The sequence below is a fragment of the Paenibacillus etheri genome (genome assembly GCF_001012825.1).
In the GTDB taxonomy this organism is placed as follows: Bacteria; Bacillota; Bacilli; order Paenibacillales; family Paenibacillaceae; genus Paenibacillus_AQ; species Paenibacillus_AQ etheri.
Map to the genome: position 1 here is coordinate 209,975 of NZ_LCZJ02000012.1, position 22,162 is coordinate 232,136.

Below are 22,162 nucleotides of genomic sequence, written 5' to 3' on the forward strand. Positions count from 1 at the left end.
ACGGTGATCCTTACGTGCAAATCGGAAGTCTTAATTCAGCTTCCAAAGTGCGGGTGTGGTCGCCGGTTCCCAGCCTTGAAGTGAAGTATGGGGCTGGAGGCAAGTATACGTTTTGGCATTATAGCTAACGATATCGCCAGTTTTGTACGCGATTCCTGTAACCCAGCTAGAACCCCCAGGAGTTGGTGCTACTGTTGCGGTTGGTGTTGGAGTTGCCGTCGGTGTTGGAGTTACCGTAGGAGTCGGAGTCGCCGTTGGAGTTACTGTTGCCGTCGGCGATGGTGTTGGAGTTGCCGTTGGAGTTGCAGTTGGTGTCGGTGTCGGCTGTACCACTCCTCCGCCAAGGTCGGTGTTTAGTTTATTGGTTAGTGTTTTGTTCCGGTCACCACTTGTCTCCCAGAACATGGCTCCCGCTAGGCCTTTTGATTTGAGATAACTGATCTTATGGTCAAAGGATTCTACATCGTCATAGCTGATGTAAGTTTGGTTCGTTGGATTATAGAGATAAGGCACTTTAGAAATGTCATTCCAATAACGGGTATAGCCGTTTTTGTTAATATAATTAGCTTCGAGGTCGTAGAAATCATAACTGCCCTTCTCCCATGTACCCGTGGGCGAAATGCCAGCAGACAATTGATATTGGCCATTTCCTGCTACAGGAGCGCCTCCCCAACCACGGCCGTAGAATCCCATGCCAAGCACTAACTTGTTCGCAGGTACGCCATTAGCTAAATAGCTGGTTACCGCTTTGTCGATGTTGAAGTTTTGCGGTTCGGTCAGGCCTGATGCAGAAGCGGCTGGATCATAGTACAAAGGAGCATTGTGACCTGTAGTCTTATTCCAGCTTCCGTTGAAGTCATAGGTCATAATATTGATCCAATCGACAATGGAAGCAATACCTGCAAGATTATTGTTATTGACGTATGTCGGGCCTGCCCCGGAAGCAATGGTTAGCAGGTAGGTTTTGCCGTCGGTCTGACCCGCAGCATTTAGCTTCTCACGGATTTTTTGCAGAAGAAGGACGTAGTTCTCCTTGTCTTGGGGACGGTAGCTGTTGCCTGCGAGCCCTCCGCTAACTGGGTACTCCCAGTCGAGATCGACTCCGTCCATTTTATATTTACGAATGAAGTCTACCGCAGAGTCGGCAAAAACTTCACGGGTCACAGCAGTGGCCGCCACATCCGAGAAACGGTTCGACCAGGTCCAGCCTCCAACGGAGATCATCGTTTTTAGGTTGGGGTTCTTTTCTTTCAGCTTCCACAGTTGCTTCAGGTTACCTTTGATGGGGTCATCCCATTTGTCATCCCCGAAGCTCTTTCCGGTGTCAATCCACGGGTCACCCAGCACAATCGTACCGTTCGGAACGTTAATGGTTTGTGCTTGCTCATTTTGACAGCTCCAGGTTACTGGATTCGGGCCAGTAGGGTCGGGGTTGCCGTGAATGCCATTCCAACAAATATCTGCGAAGGCGTAGTTAATGACATTCATTTTGGTAGGATCGATATCTGTTACATTGTAAGCCCGACCATAAGCGGCCCAAGAAGCGTAATAACCAACCAGTTTATAATCCTGTGCAGCGTTGGCCGTTTTGGCACTACTACCCAGGGCTGAAAAAAGTGTAAGAACAAGCGCAGCGATCATCGCGATCGCAAAGGTTTTGCGTGAACTTTTTTTCATAAATATCATTGATTTTCTACCTCCAAGGTTCAATGTGTAGTTCGAAATTCTTTTCGGCAAGAAACCCCAACCTTCACCTCCCATAGTTTGAAATTCACCTGTACCTTCACCCTTGTAAATCTCTCATTCTACTGACACCCGATTCATAGATTTTGCAGCAAAAAAAAGCGGTCTACATAAAGCCCACACAATAAGTAAGCGCTTTCTAAATTGCTGTTTTAAGGATTCCTTTTTGATAAACTTGTAGATGTACATTGTTGAAGGGGTGTAGGGTGAGTAGAAAAGCGGGTTTGAGTTCAATAATTAGGATGAATTTCTTATTTATGGGTGTAGGCATTTCTTATTTTCAAGCATAGAGAGCGATTATGCTAGGGATAAAATTCGGTAATGTAGGGGGACATTTTTCTAATTACTGGATGCTGATGAAGAAAACTTTAATAGAAATGGTGCCTGACCTCTTTTTCAGGAAACTCATGCAGAACACATAACCTCAGATGTAATGAATATAAATGATATACATGCCTGCAATATTTTTACGGAACTACGCAACGCATCGCTGTTTCTTTTCGTTATAGTAGTATCATAAGGAAGGTGGTGGGTTCACCGATGGTTGTGTTTTGGTTGATCGCAGCCGGTGTCCTGTTTGTTGTAGAGATGATGACGCTCACTTTTTATCTGCTATGGCTCAGTATTGGTGCGTTGGCCGCAGGTTTGGTGTCGTTGATTGTACCTGAAGCCATTTTGTTTCAGGTGATCCTTGGATCACTGGTCGCACTTGGTCTGACTATATTCTCGAAACCACTGGTTTCTAAATTTCGCAGTTCACGTGGGTTCAAGGATACAGGCACAGAAATCGTCGGCAGGCAAGGAATCGTCATTGAGCCGATTGAGCAGGGGCGCTACGGGCAAGTAAAGGTAGGCGGAGATACGTGGAGCGCGAGCTCTGACCAATCTCTGGGCAAGGACGAAGTGGTCAGAGTAGTGAAGAGAGGCACGACAATTATTGAGGTAGAACGATGGGGGGACATGAACTAATGGAATGGGCAATTATTTCAATTATTCTAGTGGTTGTTGTAGTTTTTGTGGCATTAACGATCAAAATCGTACCGCAACAACGGGTAGGCGTTGTAGAACGTCTGGGTAAATTCAACCGTCTACTTACACCGGGTCTGAACATTCTGATTCCTGTGATTGATCAGGTGCGTACGTACCATGACCTACGAATTCAACAAGCGAATGTGCCTCCGCAAACGGTAATCACGAAGGATAACGTGCAGGTGCAGATCGATACGATTATTTTCTATCAGGTCGTTGGACCAGAGGAAGCTACGTACGGCATTTCTGATTATGTATATGGGGTAAGAAACATTTCGACGGCAACGATGCGGCAAATTATCGGTAAGCTGGAATTGGATGAAACACTTTCTGGGCGGGAAAAGATTTCGACTGATATTCGGTTGGCGCTTGATGAGGCTACAGAGAAGTGGGGCGTAAGGATCGAGCGTGTGGAAGTCATCGATATCAAGCCGCCGCTCGATATTCAAGAAGCAATGGATAAGCAGATGAAAGCGGAGCGGAGCAAACGTGCGATTGTTTTGGAAGCGGAAGCTGCCAAGCAGGATATGATCCTTCGTGCTGAAGGGGATAAGCAGAGCAAGATTCTGAAAGCAGAAGGCGACAAGGAAGCACGTATCCGCCAAGCAGAGGGTTCACGCCAAGCACAGGAGCTGGAAGCTCATGGTGAAGCGAAAGCGATTCAAGCGGTGGCTGAAGCGGAAAAATCACGCATTGAGCTGATTCGCTCAGCAGGTCTGGATGAGCAGGTGCTCGCTTATCGCTCCTTCGAGGCTCTGGCTGAAATCGCCAAAGGTCCCGCGAATAAAGTATTCCTGCCAACAAGTGCTGTTGAAACGCTGGGAAGTCTTGGCGCGATTGCTGAAGTATTCAAAGCGAGTAAGGATAGTAAATAGATTTTACAATTCGCGCTTCTTCCGTTAAAGTAAATAGCAAAAACAACCTTATGCATACGAAGCTATTGTTGCTTATGCAAACTTTGAAGGAGAGAAGCTACCGTGACACAAAAAGAAATCTCACCGCTAGTTGAACTGCTCGGACTACAACCCCACGTTGAGGGCGGTTGGTACAAAAGAGTTTGGAACTCCGAATTTGAAATTCCGCAGGAAGTGCTTGGGGATAGCTATTCCGGACCGCGCCATTCGGCATCTTCAATTTATTTTCTACTTCACGAGGGTGAACAATCTGATTGGCATACTGTTTTGTCCGATGAAGTTTGGTTCTGGCATTCCGGTAGTCCAATAGTGCTTAGTCTCGGAGGTAACGGAGATAAGCCTGAGAATGTGAAGGAAGTTATCTTAGGTCTCGATATTACTGCGGGTCAGCAGCCGCAGGTAGTTGTACCAGCGGGAGTATGGCAGGCGGCTCGTCCGTTAGGATCAGAACCAGTGCTGGTATCCTGTATCGTTTCTCCTGAATTCCATTTTGATGATTTTAAACTAATTGAGAAATAAAGCGGTTCTTCTTTCAAAAAGGTAAAAAAATAAAGTAGCGAGTCTCCTATCTTGGGAGGCTCGCTACTTTTTGTTTCACCCCAAATATTAAGTCCTCTTCTACCATAAATGCACAATGTAAAAATCCTCGGAGTCTTGTAAATATCCTCTATTCCAGTAGAACCGGGCAATTCATATGATGGAGTTACTAAAAACATACGAACAAGGGGTTCGTAAGTGGAAGGAGTAACACCATGAAGCCAAATTTAGAAACTAATCTCTCTCTACACAAGTCAAAACGCGGATTCGGGTCAAGATTGTCCGAATTGGGAAGTTCATCAAATTTCGTAGGCTACTTGTTTGTCGCCCCCATCTTAATCTTGATGGGAATCTGGTTTTATTACCCACTGGTTCAATCATTAATTTACAGCTTCCAGGACATCAGCTTCCTAAATCCGGATGCGGCAAAATTTATCGGATTGGGAAACTATGTGGAAATTGTCCAGGATAAGGACTTCTGGACGGCTTTGAGCCATTCCTTATTGCTGACCGTAGTAGCGGTACCGCTGCAGGCGATTATCGCCTTGGTGATTGCAGTGAACCTGAACAAGGTGATGCACCTTAAGGGTGTGTTCCGCACACTGTATTACATGCCATATATTACCTCAACCATTGCGGTGACGACTGTATTTATGTATTTGTTCATGCAGAATGACGGAATTGCAACACAATTGCTGACCTGGTTTGGTTTTCCCGACGTTTCATGGTACGCCAACGTCAAGTATGCACTTCCATTCTTGATGATCCTTACCGTTTGGACGTATGTGGGATTCTACATGGTAGTGTACTTGGGTGGATTGCAAACCATTCCAAACGATATTTATGAAGCGGGTCGTGTGGACGGAGCAAATGGATGGCAGCAGTTCTGGAAGCTTACGGTTCCTATGTTGAAACCAGTGACCTTCCTTGTCATAATGTCCGGGATTATTAACGTCATGCAACTGTTTGACCAGCCTTATGCCTTGGCGAGAAACGGCTCGCTCGGAAGTCCGGCCGGTGCAACGAGTACAATAGTAACTTATTTCTACAGCCAGGCATTCAGCTTCAACCGTTCCGGTTACGGTAGTGCTGCAGCATTTATTATTTTCGCCCTTATTATTGCGCTGTCTATGCTTCAAAAACGCTTTCTTAAGGAGGAGATTTAGATGATGCTTAACCGGAAAACTCATATTTTACGCTATGTACTACTGTTCGCATTCTCCATATTCTTCGTCGTACCGTTTGGTTATGCCATCTATACTTCGCTTTTGTCCAAAGCTGACATCGGGCATCTTGTACTGCCAAGCCAGTGGACATTTGAGAACTACAGGGATATCTTCGAAACCTCCGATATATTGATCTGGTATAAGAACTCGATCATCGTAACGTTCGGTATTTTGATTGGTAACTTGTTTGTTAATACGACGGCTGCCTACTCCTTGGCTCGTATTAATTTTCGGGGCAGAGGCGTAGTGTTTTTCCTAGTGATCGGGATGATGATGGTGCCTTACCAAGTAATGATTATTCCGATTTTCTCCATGATCGTTGATATGAAATGGCTTAACAGCTATCAAGGTCTCATTATTCCATTTCTGTTCCAGGGCTTCCTTGTCTTTCTGATGCGTCAATTCTTCTTGACCGTGCCGAAGGAGCTTGAAGAGGCAGCGGAGGTTGACGGATTAAGCAAGATCGGTATTTTCTACCGGATTATGCTTCCGCTATCCAAAGGTGCGATCGGGACACAGATTATATTCAGTTTTACCGGTACATGGAACTCTTTCGTTTGGCCGGTGACCTTGGTGAATGACAGTCGTTGGTATGTAATGACTGTTGGTCTGAACACACTTAAGAATCGTTATTTTGAATGGCCAAACCTCACGATGACTGGTGTTGTACTCTTGACCCTGCCAATCATTATCGTCTTTTTGATGTTCCAGCGCCATATGGTGCAAGGAATTGCGACTACAGGACTGAAAGGTTAATACAGAATACGTTCAGACAGGAGGATGTAAAGTGATTGAATATACAGGATTGAATGCGCTCGATGACGGATGGGTGATTGCGGAAACAGAGTTTGACGCTAGATTTTTAGGGAAGTTTGAAACGATTTTTTGTCAGGGTAACGGATATCTTGGGCTAAGAGCTGCTACAGAGGAGTCCTATCCGGGTGAACGCCGCAACTTGTTTGTTGCAGGAGCGTTTAACCGCTTTGCCAATCAGGAGGTTACTGAGCTTCCGAATGCCGCAGATATGGTGCAGCTCGAAATCCGTCTGAACGGTAAACCATTTCATTTAGAAAAAGGGAAAATTCACAGCTACCGTCGGGAGCTGGATTTACGGCAAGGAGAGCTCCGGCGTGACATCCTCTGGGAGGACGAGCACGGCGATCAGTTTAAGATGACTTTCCTGCGGTTCGTATCGCTACAGGACCGGCATCTAATGGGTATGCGGGTGGAAATTACCCCGCTGACGAAATCCGCGGAAATTTCTATTTCTTCCGGTATCAACGGGCAGATGACAAATTCGGGCGCACAGCATTTTATAGAAGGTGAGCGGCGGGTGTTTGATAAAGAGCTGCTCCAGCTTACCGCAACGACATCGGAGTCGAATATTGAATTTGTACATACCTGTGTCCATCAGATGTATGAGGGGGGTGTACGTCTTACAACTGCGCCAGCTCCGAGCATGGATCGCAGAAGAGTTTCACTGACTTACAAGCTTAAAGCGGAAGTCGGCAAGTGCATTACGCTGGATAAGGTGGCTTCGGTGCATACGAGTCATGATAAGGAGTGGAGAGATCGGGGGGCCGCGCATCAAGCTTTGCAGGATACCGCCCGGGAATATCTCAGCAAGAAGGCAGAAAAAGGCTTTGATGTACTTGTTAATGAAAACGAGCAGGCCTGGATAAACGTATGGGCCAAAGCCAACATTGAGATCAAGAGCAACGATGTCTTTGATCAGTTGGCCATCCGTTTTTCACAGTATCATCTGCTTCTGATGACACCTGCTCATGACAGTCGTTTCTCTGTAGGAGCCAAGGGACTGACAGGAGAGGGATACAAGGGACATGTATTCTGGGACACAGAAATTTTCATTCTGCCATACTTTTTGTATATGGACCCGCAAACAGCCCGTAAGCTGGTGGAATATCGTTATCACACCTTGAACGGTGCGAGAACAAAAGCGCGTGACAATGGTTATCGCGGCGCGATGTACCCTTGGGAATCCGCAGCAACCGGCGAGGAAGAGACTCCTGAGTGGGGCCCTGTAGATATCGTTACCGGAAAGCCAACCTTTATTTGGACAGGCAAAATCGAACAGCATATTACAGCGGACGTGGCATATGGCGTGTGGCATTATTATCAGGCTACCGGTGATCAGGAATATATGGACCGGTACGGATATGAGATTATATTCGAAACAGCGACCTTCTGGGCAAGCCGGCTGGAGTGGAGCGATAAGGAACAGAAGTATCATATCTGTGATGTGATTGGTCCGGACGAATATAAGGAACATGTCTCTAACAATGCATTTACCAACTATATGGCCTACTGGAATATGACAAAAGCAATCGAATGCACCCGCAAGCTTATGCAAGCGCAAAGCGATGTTTATTTGACTTTGGAAAGTAAGTTGGCTCTAACCGAGCGATTGAAGGAATGGGAGGATAAATCCAAGCAGATCTATCTGCCGCAGCCGGATATGCATTCGTTCATCATTCCGCAGGACGATACTTATTTGAACAAGCAAATTATTGATCTGGAGAAGTACCGTGATCAGGATCAGGTGGCTTCCATTCTTGCTGACTACAGCATGACCCAGCTCAGTGAAATACAGGTTTCGAAGCAGGCGGATATTCTCGTTTTGTTTTACTTACTGGAGGACTGGTTCTCTAAAGAGACTAAAGCAGCGAATTGGCATTATTATGAGCCGAAAACGTTGCATGACTCTTCGCTCAGCTTATCCACGCACAGTATGCTGGCTAGCGATGTCAATGAACTGGAATTGGCTTACGATATGTTTGCCAAGGCAGCCCGCATTGATTTGGGTACAAACATGCATAGCTGCGATGAAGGTATTCATTCAGCTTCGATTGGCGGCATTTGGAAGGCAGCGATCATGGGTTTTGGCGGGGTTCGTTCCTGGGAGGGCTCTCTTCGCCTGAATCCGAAACTTCCACAGGCCTGGGAGCGCTTGTCTTTCCCGCTTGCCTGGCAGGGTGAGCGTCTGCAGGTGACGGTTACCCGTGGCAAGCTGGAGGTGGAGCGCCTAACTTCAGGATTGGGTGAGCTTACCTTGCTCATTCATGGCCGGGAATACGTGTTGAAGGATCGTATCGTTACAGACTTGAAGGAGGCTGAGCGAAGTGAATAAAGAACAACAGGAGATTCAAGCCTTTATTTTTGATCTGGACGGAGTGATAACCGATACGGCGAAATATCATTATGAAGCCTGGAAGCAGTTGGCGGAGGAACTGGGTATTCACTTTGACCTAGAATTTAATGAGCAGCTCAAGGGTATCGACCGCATGGCTTCTCTGGAAAAAATACTGAGTCAACTATCGGACGGCGGTTCATCCTTCACTTTGGAACAAAAACAGGAATGGGCAGATCGGAAGAACAACAATTATAAACGATTGATTCGGACTGTGGATGAATCTGAAATATTGCCAGGCATCCTGGAATTGTTCCATGATCTCAAGCAGGCTGGAATACCGATCGGGCTGGCTTCGGCCAGCCGCAATGCCGGAACACTGCTGCGGCAGTTGAAGGTAGAGTCTTATATTAATGTGATCGCCGATCCGGAAAGCGTGGCTCATGGAAAACCTGCACCGGATATTTTTCTGAAGGCGGCGGAGGCGCTAGGGGTTGACCCCCGTTATTGTGTTGGAGTAGAAGATGCTGAGGCTGGAGTTCAGGCGATAAAAAGTGCAGGAATGTTTGCCGTTGGGGTTGGTGATGCTGAGATTCTGTCGAAAGCGGACTATATTGTCTCGGAAACATCGAAGCTATCTTTGTCCGAGATTCAGCATTATATGACCGGTCGCTAATTTAAAAGTTAAACCTCAAAATACTATGTAAGCTTAACGAATTTGTATGATCCGTTAAGCTTACATAGTTTGCTATTGAAGAAAAAGAGGATATAGCATAAGATTAATTCGTCAAAATACAACAAATTATTACAAAAGGAGAGGATCTCATCATGCTGAAGTGGAGTAGGTTTCGGGATCGCAACATACGGCAAAAACTTTTTTTGACCTACACGCTGTTGATGATTGTTCCTCTTGTGGTGATTAGTATTTACTTCTACATATACGCCATGTCCGTCTTTGAATCCCGCATTGTGAAATCGTTTCAGGAGACGAATCAGCAGATGGTATCCACTGCGGACTCGTTTGTTAGCAGTATGTTCAAATCCTCGGAGCAGCCTTTTTATGATGAAAGACTGATGCAAATTTTGTCGAAGGATTATTCTGCTGAAACCTATGAGACGTTTGAAAAAAGTATGGATTTTCGCTACATAAGTGATAACGTTTTCAAAGAGTTGATGTCATTTAATCCGGATATTGATTCCATTCTGATCTACCCTGTAAATAGTTCATTAATCTACCGTAGGGGTTATGATACGACTTTCAATTATAGATATAGTCCGGTACATGAACCATGGTACCGGACCATTGTGAATAATGCGGAGAGGCCAATTCTGGTCGGCATGCACGAGGAGAAACAGATGTATGCCAAGCCCCGCCCTGTACTATCTGTAGGCCGTGTACTGGTGGATGTGGGTACCTATCAGAAGCTTGGTGTGCTGCTCGTTAATTTCCGGATGGATAAGCTTGAGAAGCTATTCAGCGGACTGGGTGACAAACAGGACGTAAACCAGTTCATCGTGGATGATAAAGGGATGGTTGTGTTCAGTTCAGATCCGGCCATGAATGGGATGGAATATAGTCAGGTCATGGCAAAAATGAAGCCGGACAAAGAAAACTACTATGTTGTTCACGATAATTCCAATGTGTCAGGATGGCAATTCTACAGCATCGTTCTTCGTGACAAGCTGCTCGCCGAAATTAACCAGATACGCAATTTTTCTACACTGCTGCTTCTTTTGTTGATTATGTTGGGTTTCGTAACAGCATACCTTGTATCCGGCAGTATCACCAATCCGATTCGAAGGCTCAATCGGCTGATGCGCAAGGTAGAGAAGGGGGACTTTGATGTTACCGCTCAGCAGGATAGTCTGGATGAAGTAGGACATTTGTCGCGCACCTTTAACCGAATGACTGTCGAAATCAAAGATTTGATTAAGCAAACCAAGATTGAAGAGAAAAAGAAGCGGAGTGCAGAACTTAATGCGCTGCAAAATCAAATTAATCCGCATTTCATTTATAATACGCTCTCTGTGATTAAGTGGATGGCACAGGCTCAAAGGGCGGACAACATTACGGAAACGGTAGATGACATGATCAAGGTGTTGTCCTTCTCCACACGTAATACTCAGGAGTATGTTTCTATTGAGGAAGAAGTGGCCTTTATCCACAGCTATCTGGAACTGCTTCAGCTCAGGTATTTTAATGTTTTTGATTTTGAAATCGATGTTGCGCCGAATGTTCTGGAATGCAGAACGTTAAAATTTATGGTGCAGCCTTTTGTGGAGAATGCGGTGTTTCACGGCTTTGCAGAAGATTCTCGGCAATATAACTTGAGTATACGTGTGCAAAGAAAAGGCAGCGATATTCAGTTTACGATCTCGGACAACGGGATGGGGATCTCGGAAGAACAGCTAAGCAGGCTCTTGCAACAGGAAATGTCGGACGGGCAAACGATGAATTCCATTGGTGTGGGCAATGTCTCCAGAAGATTGAAGCTTCATTTTGGAGAAAAGTACGGGGTGACTATAAATAGTATAAAAGGGGAAGGAACTACCGTTCTTATCCTGATTCCTGCTATGGAGTATCATCAGAACCACGCTGGAACGAGAAAAGAGGGATCCGCATGAAAATCATGATTGTGGACGATGAGTCCTTTATCCGAATGAATTTTAAGACCTTTGTGGACTGGAAACAACATGGCTATTACCTAGTAGGCGAAGCTGCAAACGGCAAAGAGGCTTTGGAGAAAATGGATGAGCTTCATCCGGATGTGGTCTTTTTGGATATCCGAATGCCACTGATGGATGGGCTTGAGGTTCTAAGGCAGCTCCGGCATACCAAACATTCCTGCAAAGTCATTATTCTCAGCAGTCATAATGAGTTTGAGTATGCCCAAGAGGCGCTTAGGCTAGGTGCATGCGATTATATTCATAAACCGAATCTGACCCAGTCCGCTGTATTTGAAGCGTTGGAGCGTGTCCGGACACAGGTGAATCATCAGCCTGTGGGAGATCATCTTGTTTCCTTACAGCAAAATGTGGAGAAGAACCGGAATGAGTTGAAAACGCTTTTTTTACGGGATTTAGCGGTCGGTGTTGTTCGTCATGAGTGGGAAATTGAGCAAAAGACAAAGCTGTACGATTTGAAGCTGAAACAGCCTAATGTGCTCTGTATCGTCATGTTGATTGATCAATATGACAAGGTGAAGGAACGTTACAATAAGGGAATGGAGCATTTACTCGGGTTCTCGATCCTGAATATTTTGCAAGAAGTGCTTAATCGGTACAGCGAGCTAGAGCTGTTTCTGATGAGTCCGAACGAGCTGGTTATTATAAAAACGTATTCCGGCATCAGAAGTATGAATGAGATTCTGGAAGAACGCTGGGGACTCATCCGTAAAATTGAAAAGACATTGAAGCAGTTTCTGAACATACAAGTTAGTTTTCTTATCAGCGGGCTGCATGCCCGTCTGCTTGATATTCCTAAAGCTTATCATGAAGCTCAGGAATCGGCTGAAATACTATTCTATGAAGATCGAAGCAACGTTGTTGTCTACGAACCAGGCAGCATCAAGGAATTGAATGATAAGGCATCGTTCACTCTGTTTGAACAGCGCATCCGCAAGGAAATGGACGAAAAGAACGTATCTTCTGCTATCTCCATCGTTCATGAGATGTTTGCCGCGATCAAGGAGAAGAGATCTTTGGGACGTCATGCCACTTTGGAAATGTGCGTGAATTTGCACTGCCAGATTCAGTCCCACATGAAGGAGGACAGCGGCGAGGAAGACTATAACGGGATGCAGGAAATCATGTCCGCCGAGCGTTTGGAGCATCTTCACCTGCTGCTGATCCAGGAGCTGGAGAGTCTGCAAGAGAGTTATACGGATGCGGCCACATCTACGAACTACAAGATTAAGAGGGTCATTGATTATATTCACCAGAATTACAATCAAGATTTGACACTGAATGAGCTAGCCGGTTATGTCAGTCTGAACAACAGCTATCTGAGCCGTATTTTTAAGGAGCAAACCGGTTCTATGCTGATTCCATATATCAACGGCTATCGTGTGAAAAAGTCTCTAGAGCTACTTAAAGAAGGAAAACTGAAAACGTATGAGATCGCGGAAAAGGTAGGGTTTAACAGTATTGACAACTACTATATCAGCTTTAAGAAGATCTATGGGCTCCCTCCGAACGAATACCGAAAGACTAGCATGGGAAAGTAAAAAATCACAAAGATATGTAAAGATCCTCTGTTTGCTCTCGAATGCTGTATAGCTAAGATGAAGATAACACCACTTACGGTGAATCTTCTTAAATAAAAGGGGTAGTGACAAATGAGAAAGAAGTCAGTCCTGTTATTGTGCTCTCTGATGTTGATGCTGTCTACGGCAGCATGTGGAAACAAATCCAATACTGGTAACTCTGGCAACGGAGCTTCAGACAACGCTGGAGCGGCAAAGACGGAGAAGCAAGAAACGGTTGAAGTCACGATGGCATACTGGGCAAATGCGTCCGAGCAAAAGAACTTCGAATTTATGGTAGATGGCATTGATAAAGAATATCCAAACATTAAAGTTAAGATGCAAATGTACCCAACCAGTGATGAGTTTTGGAAAGCGGTTCCAACGGCAATTGCTGCCGGGGTAGGGCCTGATATCATTGCTATGTCGGATGAAGGAAACTATGAGTATATTAAGAAAGGCGTACTCTCTCCACTGGATGAGTTGATCGACAAAGTGGGGTTTGACAAAGACCGAATTACTGGATCGCTGTATAAAGGCTGGACAGATAATAATAAACTTTACGGAATTCCCTATGATTCTTCTACTTCTATGCTGGCGATCAACAAAGAGATGTTTGAAAAATCAGGAATTACTAAATATCCGGAAACGATGGATGAGGTCGTTGAGCTGGCCAAAACCATGACTAAGGATGGTGTGAAAGGTATTATCGGCAGTATCGATCCATTTCACATCACTCAATATGTTCACGCTTTCGGCGGAGACTGGGGCTTCGGAAAAACGATCAATTCTAAAGAAAACGTAGCTGGCGTGCAGTTCTTCGTGGACCTTTTCCTCAAAAATAAGGTTGCTATTGCTCCGATCGAAGTAGGGGCTCCATGGGATGGCGAAGTATTCAGTCAAGAAAAAGGTGCTATGTCCACAGCTGGTCCATGGTATGTAGGTCATTTGAAAGAAGCCAACCCTGACATGGGATTGATTGCTTTGCCGATGCCTAAAGGTACGGTAGAAGCACAAAGCGCTTACTCTCATGGCTTGTCGATTCTGGATGGCAGCAAGCATAAGGAAGAAGCTATGCAAGTGATCAAATATGCGCTGCGTGAGGAAGCACAATTGAATGCGATTGAGGCGGTTGGATATTCGCCGTCAGTATCTTCTCTGCTTCCTAAATATTTGGAGAAGAATCCTGAATTGAAAGCAGTATTCGACAATATGGAAAAAGTCGGTATGCCATTTGCTTATCCTGAACAAACCAAAGCGTTTCATGCCGATCTGCTTAAAGGCGTAGAGGAAATCATCTTTAAGCAAGACGGATTGACGGTTGAAAAGTTGCTGAATGATCTCCAAAGTAAATACGGAGAAAACTAGTTATCGAGCGGTTGGACTTTGCCATAACCAAAGTCCAGCCATTTTTTTCACAATCATATAAGGAGGTCAAAGGGAAAAATGAAAAGGTCGCTTAACAGTGTCATTTCAAAGATTGTACTCATGTGCTTGTTCATCACATCCATTGGTCCGGTATACTCTATTCAGGCAGCATCCGCCCCCAAGATTAATGAAGGTGTGGTCAATGGCGAATTTCCACTGAATTTGACGCAAACGGGGGATATCGACTGGCTGCATTTTAAAGCGGATAACCTGAATCAGCTTCAACGAATTCAGAAGGCAGGCCCCAATTCGGTTACCTTCAGTGTATATGGGGATACAGCAACTGAGGGCAAATTGAACAGAGGCAGTGATGCCGATTATATGTCCTATACCTGGAACAATGGAATGCCAGGATTTGAATATGGTTTAAAAGACACGGGAACAGGTCTATTTTATCCAAAGTCCAGCCGAGACAAAGGGAGCTATAACAATGTTGGCTGGGACATTGAAGTGGCAGCGCAGCCGCAGGATTCTACCCTCGTATTTGGTCTTGGGTTGTGGCAAGCGGATGTAGATCTCAATATCTATACTGATGATGTACTTTCGGTAACCCGAAACGTCTACGGCGATTCTGTTTCCAAGAACTATAAGTATCAAGTCAACGTACCTGCTAATGTGAAGCTGAAAATTGAAGGGCGTTTGACAAAGGTTGTAGCGAAGAACGGAAATATTTCATTTTCCGGATTGGCTTTAAGCAGTAAGGCACTTGCGGATAAATTGGCGCTGCAAAATGAATACAACAGAGTTAGCAATATGACGCAAGGTCTTTATACAAATGAGACGTGGCAAGTCCTTGTGAATACGCTGGCTGCTGCCAAGCTTGTTCTTAATAGAACAGAGGCAACCCAGCCGGAAGTTGATAGCGCTATCAATGCATTGGTAGCCGCGCAGGTTGGACTGGTGAAGAGAGAATCGAACATTGTAATCGATTTTACGGATAAAGCGTTCAAGGAGTATACTTTCGGTGCTAAAACCGATCAACAGGACAGATATCAAACCTTTACAGTTAAGGAAGCTGTTGATATGAAGTATGTGCAGGTGAATGTCAAAAGATATAAAGAGCCTGTGAGCGACTTGATTATCAAATTGTATGCAGCAAACAGTGAAGGGCTGCCGACTGGAGATCCGCTAGTCCAAACGACAGTGGACAAAAACCGGATTGTAGACGGAGGACTCACTACTGCGGAGTTGAGCTACAGTCTCCTTAAGGATACGCGGTATGCGCTCGTTCTGACTCAACAAGAGCGGGGCTCGGGGGAATACCGCTGGGTCATCATGTCCAAAAACTTTGAATCTCAAAAGGAGTCCTTTGGCAAATCGACGTCAGGTGTCTTTAAAGCAGAAGCGAGTCTGGGCACGGGCATCATGAGAATTGTGAAAGAAGGCAACGTGGATAGAGCCCCACTGCAAGGTCTGATTGAAGAGCTTAAGCAATATAACAGACAGCTTTACACGCTCCAGAGCTGGTCTTCCTTGGAGATAGCTTTGAGCAGCGCTCATGAGCGCTTGAACGATGTGGATGTTAAACAGGAAGAGCTTGATACGGCATTAAATCAGGTGCAAACAGCCTTTAAAAATCTGGTGCTGAGTACGAATCTGGATGTAATGGCCAAGCAGATGGAGACCATCAGCCAAGCGGCCCTGATTGGCTACACCAGCCAGTCGGCAGAAGGTTTGCAACAAGCGATCCAGGAGGCAAAAGCCTTGAATCCCGGCGCAACCGAGCACGAACGGATCAAGGCATATTCAAAAGTGCTGAATGCCTTGGACGGATTGCAGCTGGAACTGAAATATCAGTATGAATTGAACCCTAAAATGACGGCTGGTTTTGGTTTTGAGGGTGACAAGAACGCCACTTTGGCTTTCCTCGATGGATCCTATCAGATTGGCGGAACCCGCCCTATGCAGAATGGGTTTGTGGCAACGAAGCAAATCGTTACGTTCGGTGCGACAAATACGTCGGGCATCAAATGGTATAACGCCGAAGGCTATCTGCCGGTATTTATAAATGAGTTTGCCAAAGACAATATGGACTATAAAATTGAATCGTTTGGCAACAAGCAGACGGTAGAAAGCAAAGACTACGTTATTAACTATTCCAGAATGACGGTTACCAATCATTCGGATGAGACTCGCCTGCTGCCGGTTGTATCTGTCAATCTGGTTCCGATGAATCAGGCTGCAAACGAAGTTTATACGATCAAACCTGGTGAGACTGTTATCAGAGAGTTTGCCATCGAAGGGGATAAGTATGAATATTTCGATGCGGGAAAAACGAGCTTTACATCTCTAACGAGGGAGCAAGTATCGAAACTAGGTACATTTGACGGCAACTACAGTGAGATGAAATCATACTGGAATAACCGTCTGTCCACAGTAGTTGATATCGATCTGCCGAATAAAGAGCTAGTCAATGCTTTTAAAGCGGGCTACATTTACAACATGATCATTAAAGACGGCAATTATCTGCATGTGGGTGAGAATGGTTATGCCAGACTTTACTCTCACGATACCATCGGGATTGTTGTTCAATTGATTCAGAGCGGCGACTTTGCACACGCAAAAGAGTATCTGAAAAGCATACCTCTTACCGGAGGAATCAACATCGAGACTGGTCAAGTGGATCCGAACCTGTTCTGGGATGCCAACTGGAAGCTTCCGTGGACTTATGCCGTATATTTGAGTAAAACAGGTGACACGTCCATATTTGATGAAATGATGAAAGCGGATGACGGATCAGAGGGTTCCGTTTTCGATAAGAGAGTGAAATTTGGGGCAAGAAGTATTGAAAGCGATCGCGCTGGAGACGGCCGAATTATGAAAGAAACGAAAGCTATAGATTCATTGGGGTATTGGACGATTGACAATTACTCCGCACTGACTGGCTTGGCATCTTATGAATATATCGCGCGTGAGCTGTATAAGGTGAAAGGCCATGAAAGTTATCTGGCAGAGGCGGAATGGGCCAAGGCTCAATACGAAGATCTGCTGGCTGCTTTCACAGCCAAATTGCAAAAAACAATCACTGACAAAGCTCTGAACTATATTCCGGCATCTGTCGTGCAAAGTAATGATGAGAACCGGATGAAAGACTCCCGGGATGCCAACTGGGCTTCTATGTTCCTGTTTGGAAGATGGCTGTGGGATGGATATTTGTTTGGAGCGAACCAGCCAGAGGACAATATCAACCTGACGATGCTCGACGACACATACACCTATGGTATGGAGCGACGTGTTAACGAAGGGACAACAGATTCTCCGTATAACTTCGGAGGTTATCCTCATGGTTTCTACTCCAGTGCTTATAATGCCGGTTACGGAAGCTCCGCGCTTCGCGGTGAGAAGTACAGAGACATGGGAATTAAAGCTTACGAGTTTATGATTGAAAATTCCATGAGTGGACCGTTCAGCTGGTGGGAAGGTGTTGCTTACCCTGCTGCAGAATCCAGCCCTTGGACGGCAGTCAATGATGAACTTGGTGTTCGTAATACGCCTGGCGGTGGCGGATCGGCCCAGCATATGTGGGGGCAGGCCGTTAACTCGAAGGTATTGGTGGACTCGCTGATCACTGAGCGTATCTATGATCAGAACACAAAATACGAAATTATTGTGGGCCGTGGTATTCCTAAAGAGTGGGTTACGGATGCCGATAAGAACAACAATGTGGTAGCAGATGTTCAGAACTATCCTGCATTCCAAGGCGGAAGAGTAGGATACAATGTGGTAAGAACAGCAAACCAGCTTGTGTTTACATTTACGACCAGTCTGAAGCAGGCCAAAGCTGATACGAGCAATGCACAAATCAGCATTCAATTGCCTAGTATGGTTAATAACATTCTGAAGGCTTCCGAGGGTGTTGTAGACAATGTCAAAGGTATCGTTACCGTTCCGCTCAATACAAAAACGGTGGCCATAACTTTGAGTGATCTGCCTAAGCCTGCCGATGTCGACCTTGATAGGGAGGATCTTGCCATTGGATTCGCTACCGGCGACTCTAGTGAATCGGTAACCCAAAACGTGGTGTTGCCAACGGAAGGAAAGCGCGGTAGCTTAATTACTTGGTCCTCAAGTGAGACGAATATAATTTCGAATACCGGTAAGGTGAAACGCCCATCCGTTTCTACTCAAGTGACGTTGAAAGCAACTTTGGAAAAAGACGGCGTTCAGGTTCAGAAGACGTTTGTCTTAACGGTAATCAAGGCAAATGACGATTCGGGCAATAACGAAAAAGACGGAAACAATGGTAACAACGGTAACAACGGAAACAATGGTAACAACGGTAACAATAACAACAACGGTAACAATGGTAACAACGGAAATTCGGTTAACCCGCCGAAGTTTACGGACATCTCTAATCACTGGGCACTCGATTCTATTGTTACCGCAGTAGAACGTGGAATTATCAAGGGTTATGAAGACGGAACATTCCGTCCGAATGCTGTGGTGAACCGCAGTGAGCTGATGGTTATGCTTGGCCGTGCGTTGAAACTCCCGCAGGCGGACACAACTCTTCCGTTTGAAGATGCATCTAGCATTCCGGCATGGGCGAAATCTTACATCTCCAGTGCAGTCAAATCCGGACTTATTAAGGGATATGAGGATAATTCTTTCCGCCCTGACGGTAAAGTGACCCGGATTGAATTCGTAGCGCTGGTTGCGCGGGCACTCGATTTGAAGAGCGGTACGAAGGCAACCTTGCCTTTTACTGATGCTGATCAAATTCCTGCCTGGGGAAAAGATTATGCAGTAGCGGCATATGAGGCAGGTCTGATCCAAGGCAAAGGTAATGACCGATTTGCTCCAAATGATCCGGTGACGAGAGCGGAAGCGGTGACCCTGCTTTTGAGAATGTCTAAATAAGAACAGATGGTAACAATCTTGGATTAGAATATAAAAACAGAGGTTTTGCGCATAATACGCAAGGCCTCTGTTTTTTTATGTCAATACACATAGGGGAGATGCCAAATTATGGAGTGCCCATTTTGGTATGCCTGGATAGTCTGCTATACTTTCTGTGGTAGCGCTTGCTTCTGAAGTGTGAATTTTGGTTAAGTAAGGTTAACGAAATAACAATAAGCTTGGAGGGTTAAGCAATGAGTGAATTGAATGCACCGTTCTCGGGAGGTCCGACTTTAAATGATGGAGTGACCATGCCGTGGCTAGGCCTTGGCGTGTATCAGACTAAAGATGGGGAAGAGGTTATTCACGCGGTCAAGACCGCAGTGGAGCTTGGATATCGCAGTATTGATACAGCTGCTGGTTACAATAACGAAGAAGGTGTAGGTCAGGCTATTCGTGAATGTGGAGTGGCCCGTGATGAACTGTTTATTACGACGAAAGTGCGCAACCCTGATCAAGGCTATGAATCAACTCTGAAAGCGTTCGAAGTTAGCCGGCGAAAGCTGGGGCTGGAATATATAGATTTGTATCTCATACATTGGCCGGTGGCAGGAAAGTATCGGGAGACATGGAAAGCGCTGATTCATCTGCAAAAGGAAGGTCTCATCAAATCTATCGGTGTGAGCAATTTTCAGATTCATCATCTGAAGGATATCATCGAGGACACTAGCGTGGTTCCAGTGGTGAATCAGGTGGAATTCCATCCGCTATTGACTCAGCGCGAGTTGCTGAAGTATGCCAATGAGCAAGGAATCCAGCTTGAAGCTTGGAGTCCGCTAATGCAAGGAAACTTAGATCTACCCCTCCTTAAAGAGCTGGCTGGAAAGTATGGTAAGACCCCTGCTCAAATTGTACTGCGCTGGGATTTGCAGCAAGGCGTCATTACGATTCCAAAATCGGTACATGCGGATCGAATCAAGGAGAATGCGGGTTTCTTTGACTTCACGTTAAGTGATGAGGATGTTAAAGCCATCGAAGATTTAAATAGAGACTATCGTTTCGGTCCAGATCCGGACAACTTCAATTTTTAAATCATTGCAAATACAACCAAACAGCAAGCCACCGATGTGGGGACTTGCTGTTTGGCTTGTCGCTTACCACTTATTTTTGTCTAAGCGCTTATTGAATAGAGACATTGTATTTACGTAGCCAGAGATCTACTTGGGCGAGATAAGCAAACAGCTGAGGACCGGACATGAGCTGGCCAAACCAAGGCAAATTGGTGGAGGATTCTGGAGAAGCGGCGATTTCACGGATTTTGGCAGCATCAATTAAAGGAAGTATAGGCGAATTAGTGTCATCTAGAATGTTCAATACTTGTGTTCGTACTGCGTTTAAATAGGCTGGATTGTGGGTTTTGGGGTAAGGACTTTTTTTACGATATAGCACATCGTCGGGAAGAATGCCTTCCAGTGCTTTGCGCAAAATCCCTTTTTCACGACCGTTCAAGTTCTTGATTTCCCAAGGAATATTAAAGACATATTGAACGAGGCGATGATCACAATAAGGAACACGTACCTCTAATCCAGCGCCCATGCTCATTCGGTCCTTACGATCGAGGAGAGTAGGCATGAAGCGGGTGATGTTTAGATAGGACATTACGCGCATTTGTGCTTGTTTGTCTGTCTCCCCATCCAATTTTGGAACTTCTGCTACTGCATCACTGTATCTGTCACCCAAATATTCCAGCGGCCGAATCCATTCATTAACTTCAGGGGATAATAGACTCGCACGCATCTTAGGAGCAACTGACCAAGGGAAAGTGCCTGAGGAGAGCAACTCCTCCCGATGAAACCAAGGATATCCGCCAAAAATCTCATCGGCAGCTTCGCCGGAAATGGCTACAGTAGCATTCTTTTTAATCTCGCGGCAAAATAAATACAAAGAAGAGTCTACATCGGTCATCCCAGGTAAATCTCGTGTATACAGCGCATTATCAAGTGCTTCTACAAGCTCCGGCGTATCAAATGAGATATACTGGTGGTTCGTATTTAATTCATCGACCATTCGCTTAATCCACGGTCCGTCTGCTCCGGGCTGAAAAGTATGGCTCTTAAAGTGCTTGTCGTTATCGACATAATCGACAGAATACGTATCCACTCGTCCCTGACCATTTCGGTTGTAGTAATCGACGGCAAGTGCCGTTAGCGCACTGGAATCCAGCCCTCCCGACAAGAGTGAGCAGACAGGAACATCTGAGACCAGTTGACGTTCGAGCGTATCCTGCAGCAGTTCACGAACCTTAGCGGCTGTCTCTGCTTCATTGTCAGTGTGTTTTGCACTTTCCAGCTTCCAGTAAGCGTAACTGCGTAAACCTTCGCGGCTATAGATCATGGCATGCCCCGGACGAAGCTCCTGCATATCTTTGTAAACACCGTGTCCGGGTGTACGAGCTGGACCGATAATAAAGATTTCCGCTAGTCCTTCGGGACCTACGACTGGCTGTACCTTGGGGTGCTGCAGCAGCGCCTTAGGCTCTGAGCCGAAAACTAAGACATCATCCACCTTACTATAGAATAGGGGCTTCACACCTAAGCGGTCACGTGCAAAAAAGACCTGATCCCGAAGACCGTCCCACACAGCAAAGGCAAAGATTCCATTGAGCTTCTCTGCACAATCCGGTCCCCATTCGATATAGGCATGCAGCAGAACCTCGGTGTCACATTGGGTACGAAATTGATGCCCCCGCTGCTTAAGTTCTTGTTTAAGCTCGGGTGCGTTATATAATTCGCCGTTGTAGACAATCGCATATACCTGTTCCTCATGGCGGGTGATCATAGGCTGCGCGCCGTTTTCTGGATCGATAACGCTAAGTCTGCGGTGACCGAATGCGCAGGGACCTGAAATCCAAGTTCCAGCTGCATCGGGTCCGCGGTTTGCTAAAGTTTCAGTCATTTTGACCAGCAACTGCGAGTGCTGCGTGAGATCTCCGCGCCACTGGATAAATCCGGTTATTCCGCACATGATGGTTCATCCTCTCTTATTGTGCGATTG

Annotated in this window: 14 protein-coding genes; 12 read left to right on the plus strand and 2 right to left on the minus strand. The window is 45.7% G+C overall.

Annotation, left to right across the window (positions count from 1 at the left end; all coding sequences use genetic code 11):
* Positions 1–30: 30 nt before the first annotated feature.
* The gene (locus UQ64_RS01495) at positions 31–1,686 is read right to left on the minus strand and encodes a glycosyl hydrolase family 18 protein (protein ID WP_060621780.1); all 1,656 of its coding nucleotides are present in this window, start codon (positions 1,684–1,686) and stop codon (positions 31–33) included.
* Between the two features lie 597 nt (positions 1,687–2,283).
* On the opposite strand from UQ64_RS01495, the gene UQ64_RS01500 reads away from it, so the two are divergent.
* From UQ64_RS01500 to UQ64_RS01555, 12 genes are all read left to right on the plus strand, one after another.
* Positions 2,284–2,712, plus strand: a complete 429-nt coding sequence (locus tag UQ64_RS01500) for an NfeD family protein (RefSeq protein WP_060621781.1) — start codon at positions 2,284–2,286, stop codon at positions 2,710–2,712.
* Positions 2,712–3,647 carry an SPFH domain-containing protein gene (locus UQ64_RS01505; RefSeq protein ID WP_060621782.1) on the plus strand — a complete coding sequence of 312 codons (936 nt, stop codon included), beginning with the start codon at positions 2,712–2,714 and terminating at the stop codon, positions 3,645–3,647. Before UQ64_RS01500 ends, UQ64_RS01505 begins: the two co-directional genes overlap by 1 nt.
* A gap of 102 nt (positions 3,648–3,749) precedes the next feature.
* Positions 3,750–4,205: a cupin domain-containing protein gene (locus tag UQ64_RS01510; protein ID WP_060621783.1), complete on the plus strand. Its 456-nt coding sequence runs from the start codon at positions 3,750–3,752 to the stop codon at positions 4,203–4,205.
* A 233-nt stretch (positions 4,206–4,438) separates the two neighbouring features.
* Entirely contained in the window at positions 4,439–5,389 is a 951-nt protein-coding gene (locus UQ64_RS01515; protein ID WP_060621784.1) for a carbohydrate ABC transporter permease, read from the plus strand.
* Complete coding sequence (locus tag UQ64_RS01520) at positions 5,390–6,205, plus strand: carbohydrate ABC transporter permease (RefSeq protein ID WP_060621785.1); 816 nt, start codon at positions 5,390–5,392, stop codon at positions 6,203–6,205.
* 31 nt (positions 6,206–6,236) lie between these two features.
* The gene (locus UQ64_RS01525; protein ID WP_060621786.1) at positions 6,237–8,597 is read left to right on the plus strand and encodes a glycoside hydrolase family 65 protein; all 2,361 of its coding nucleotides are present in this window, start codon (positions 6,237–6,239) and stop codon (positions 8,595–8,597) included.
* The gene (gene pgmB, locus UQ64_RS01530) at positions 8,581–9,273 is read left to right on the plus strand and encodes a beta-phosphoglucomutase (RefSeq protein WP_156417418.1); all 693 of its coding nucleotides are present in this window, start codon (positions 8,581–8,583) and stop codon (positions 9,271–9,273) included. The genes UQ64_RS01525 and pgmB overlap by 17 nt, the downstream gene beginning before the upstream one ends.
* A 152-nt stretch (positions 9,274–9,425) precedes the next feature.
* On the plus strand, positions 9,426–11,222 hold the full coding sequence (locus tag UQ64_RS01535; protein ID WP_060621788.1) for a sensor histidine kinase: 1,797 nt from the start codon (positions 9,426–9,428) through the stop codon (positions 11,220–11,222).
* Positions 11,219–12,823: a response regulator gene (locus UQ64_RS01540; RefSeq protein WP_060621789.1), complete on the plus strand. Its 1,605-nt coding sequence runs from the start codon at positions 11,219–11,221 to the stop codon at positions 12,821–12,823. Before UQ64_RS01535 ends, UQ64_RS01540 begins: the two co-directional genes overlap by 4 nt.
* A 111-nt stretch (positions 12,824–12,934) precedes the next feature.
* On the plus strand, positions 12,935–14,209 hold the full coding sequence (locus UQ64_RS01545; protein WP_060621790.1) for an extracellular solute-binding protein: 1,275 nt from the start codon (positions 12,935–12,937) through the stop codon (positions 14,207–14,209).
* Between the two features lie 78 nt (positions 14,210–14,287).
* Positions 14,288–19,129: an S-layer homology domain-containing protein gene (locus UQ64_RS01550; protein WP_060621791.1), complete on the plus strand. Its 4,842-nt coding sequence runs from the start codon at positions 14,288–14,290 to the stop codon at positions 19,127–19,129.
* Positions 19,130–19,362: 233 nt separating this feature from the next.
* Positions 19,363–20,199, plus strand: coding sequence for an aldo/keto reductase (locus tag UQ64_RS01555; RefSeq protein WP_060621792.1), 837 nt, complete (start codon positions 19,363–19,365; stop codon positions 20,197–20,199).
* Between the two features lie 88 nt (positions 20,200–20,287).
* Here the strand turns inward: UQ64_RS01555 and asnB are convergent, their stop codons facing one another.
* Positions 20,288–22,132: an asparagine synthase (glutamine-hydrolyzing) gene (asnB, locus tag UQ64_RS01560; protein WP_060621793.1), complete on the minus strand. Its 1,845-nt coding sequence runs from the start codon at positions 22,130–22,132 to the stop codon at positions 20,288–20,290.
* Between the last annotated feature and the right edge of the window lie 30 nt (positions 22,133–22,162).

Bases quoted from the DNA above. Each gene is read 5' to 3' on its own strand.
- asnB (WP_060621793.1), bottom strand. From the start codon at position 22,132: ATGTGCGGAATAACCGGATTTATCCAGTGGCGCGGAGATCTCACGCAG.
- UQ64_RS01500 (WP_060621781.1), top strand. From the start codon at position 2,284: ATGGTTGTGTTTTGGTTGATCGCAGCCGGTGTCCTGTTTGTTGTAGAG.
- UQ64_RS01540 (WP_060621789.1), top strand. From the start codon at position 11,219: ATGAAAATCATGATTGTGGACGATGAGTCCTTTATCCGAATGAATTTT.
- UQ64_RS01535 (WP_060621788.1), top strand. From the start codon at position 9,426: ATGCTGAAGTGGAGTAGGTTTCGGGATCGCAACATACGGCAAAAACTT.
- UQ64_RS01515 (WP_060621784.1), top strand. From the start codon at position 4,439: ATGAAGCCAAATTTAGAAACTAATCTCTCTCTACACAAGTCAAAACGC.
- UQ64_RS01545 (WP_060621790.1), top strand. From the start codon at position 12,935: ATGAGAAAGAAGTCAGTCCTGTTATTGTGCTCTCTGATGTTGATGCTG.
- UQ64_RS01520 (WP_060621785.1), top strand. From the start codon at position 5,390: ATGATGCTTAACCGGAAAACTCATATTTTACGCTATGTACTACTGTTC.
- UQ64_RS01495 (WP_060621780.1), bottom strand. From the start codon at position 1,686: ATGATATTTATGAAAAAAAGTTCACGCAAAACCTTTGCGATCGCGATG.
- UQ64_RS01550 (WP_060621791.1), top strand. From the start codon at position 14,288: ATGAAAAGGTCGCTTAACAGTGTCATTTCAAAGATTGTACTCATGTGC.
- UQ64_RS01505 (WP_060621782.1), top strand. From the start codon at position 2,712: ATGGAATGGGCAATTATTTCAATTATTCTAGTGGTTGTTGTAGTTTTT.
- UQ64_RS01555 (WP_060621792.1), top strand. From the start codon at position 19,363: ATGAGTGAATTGAATGCACCGTTCTCGGGAGGTCCGACTTTAAATGAT.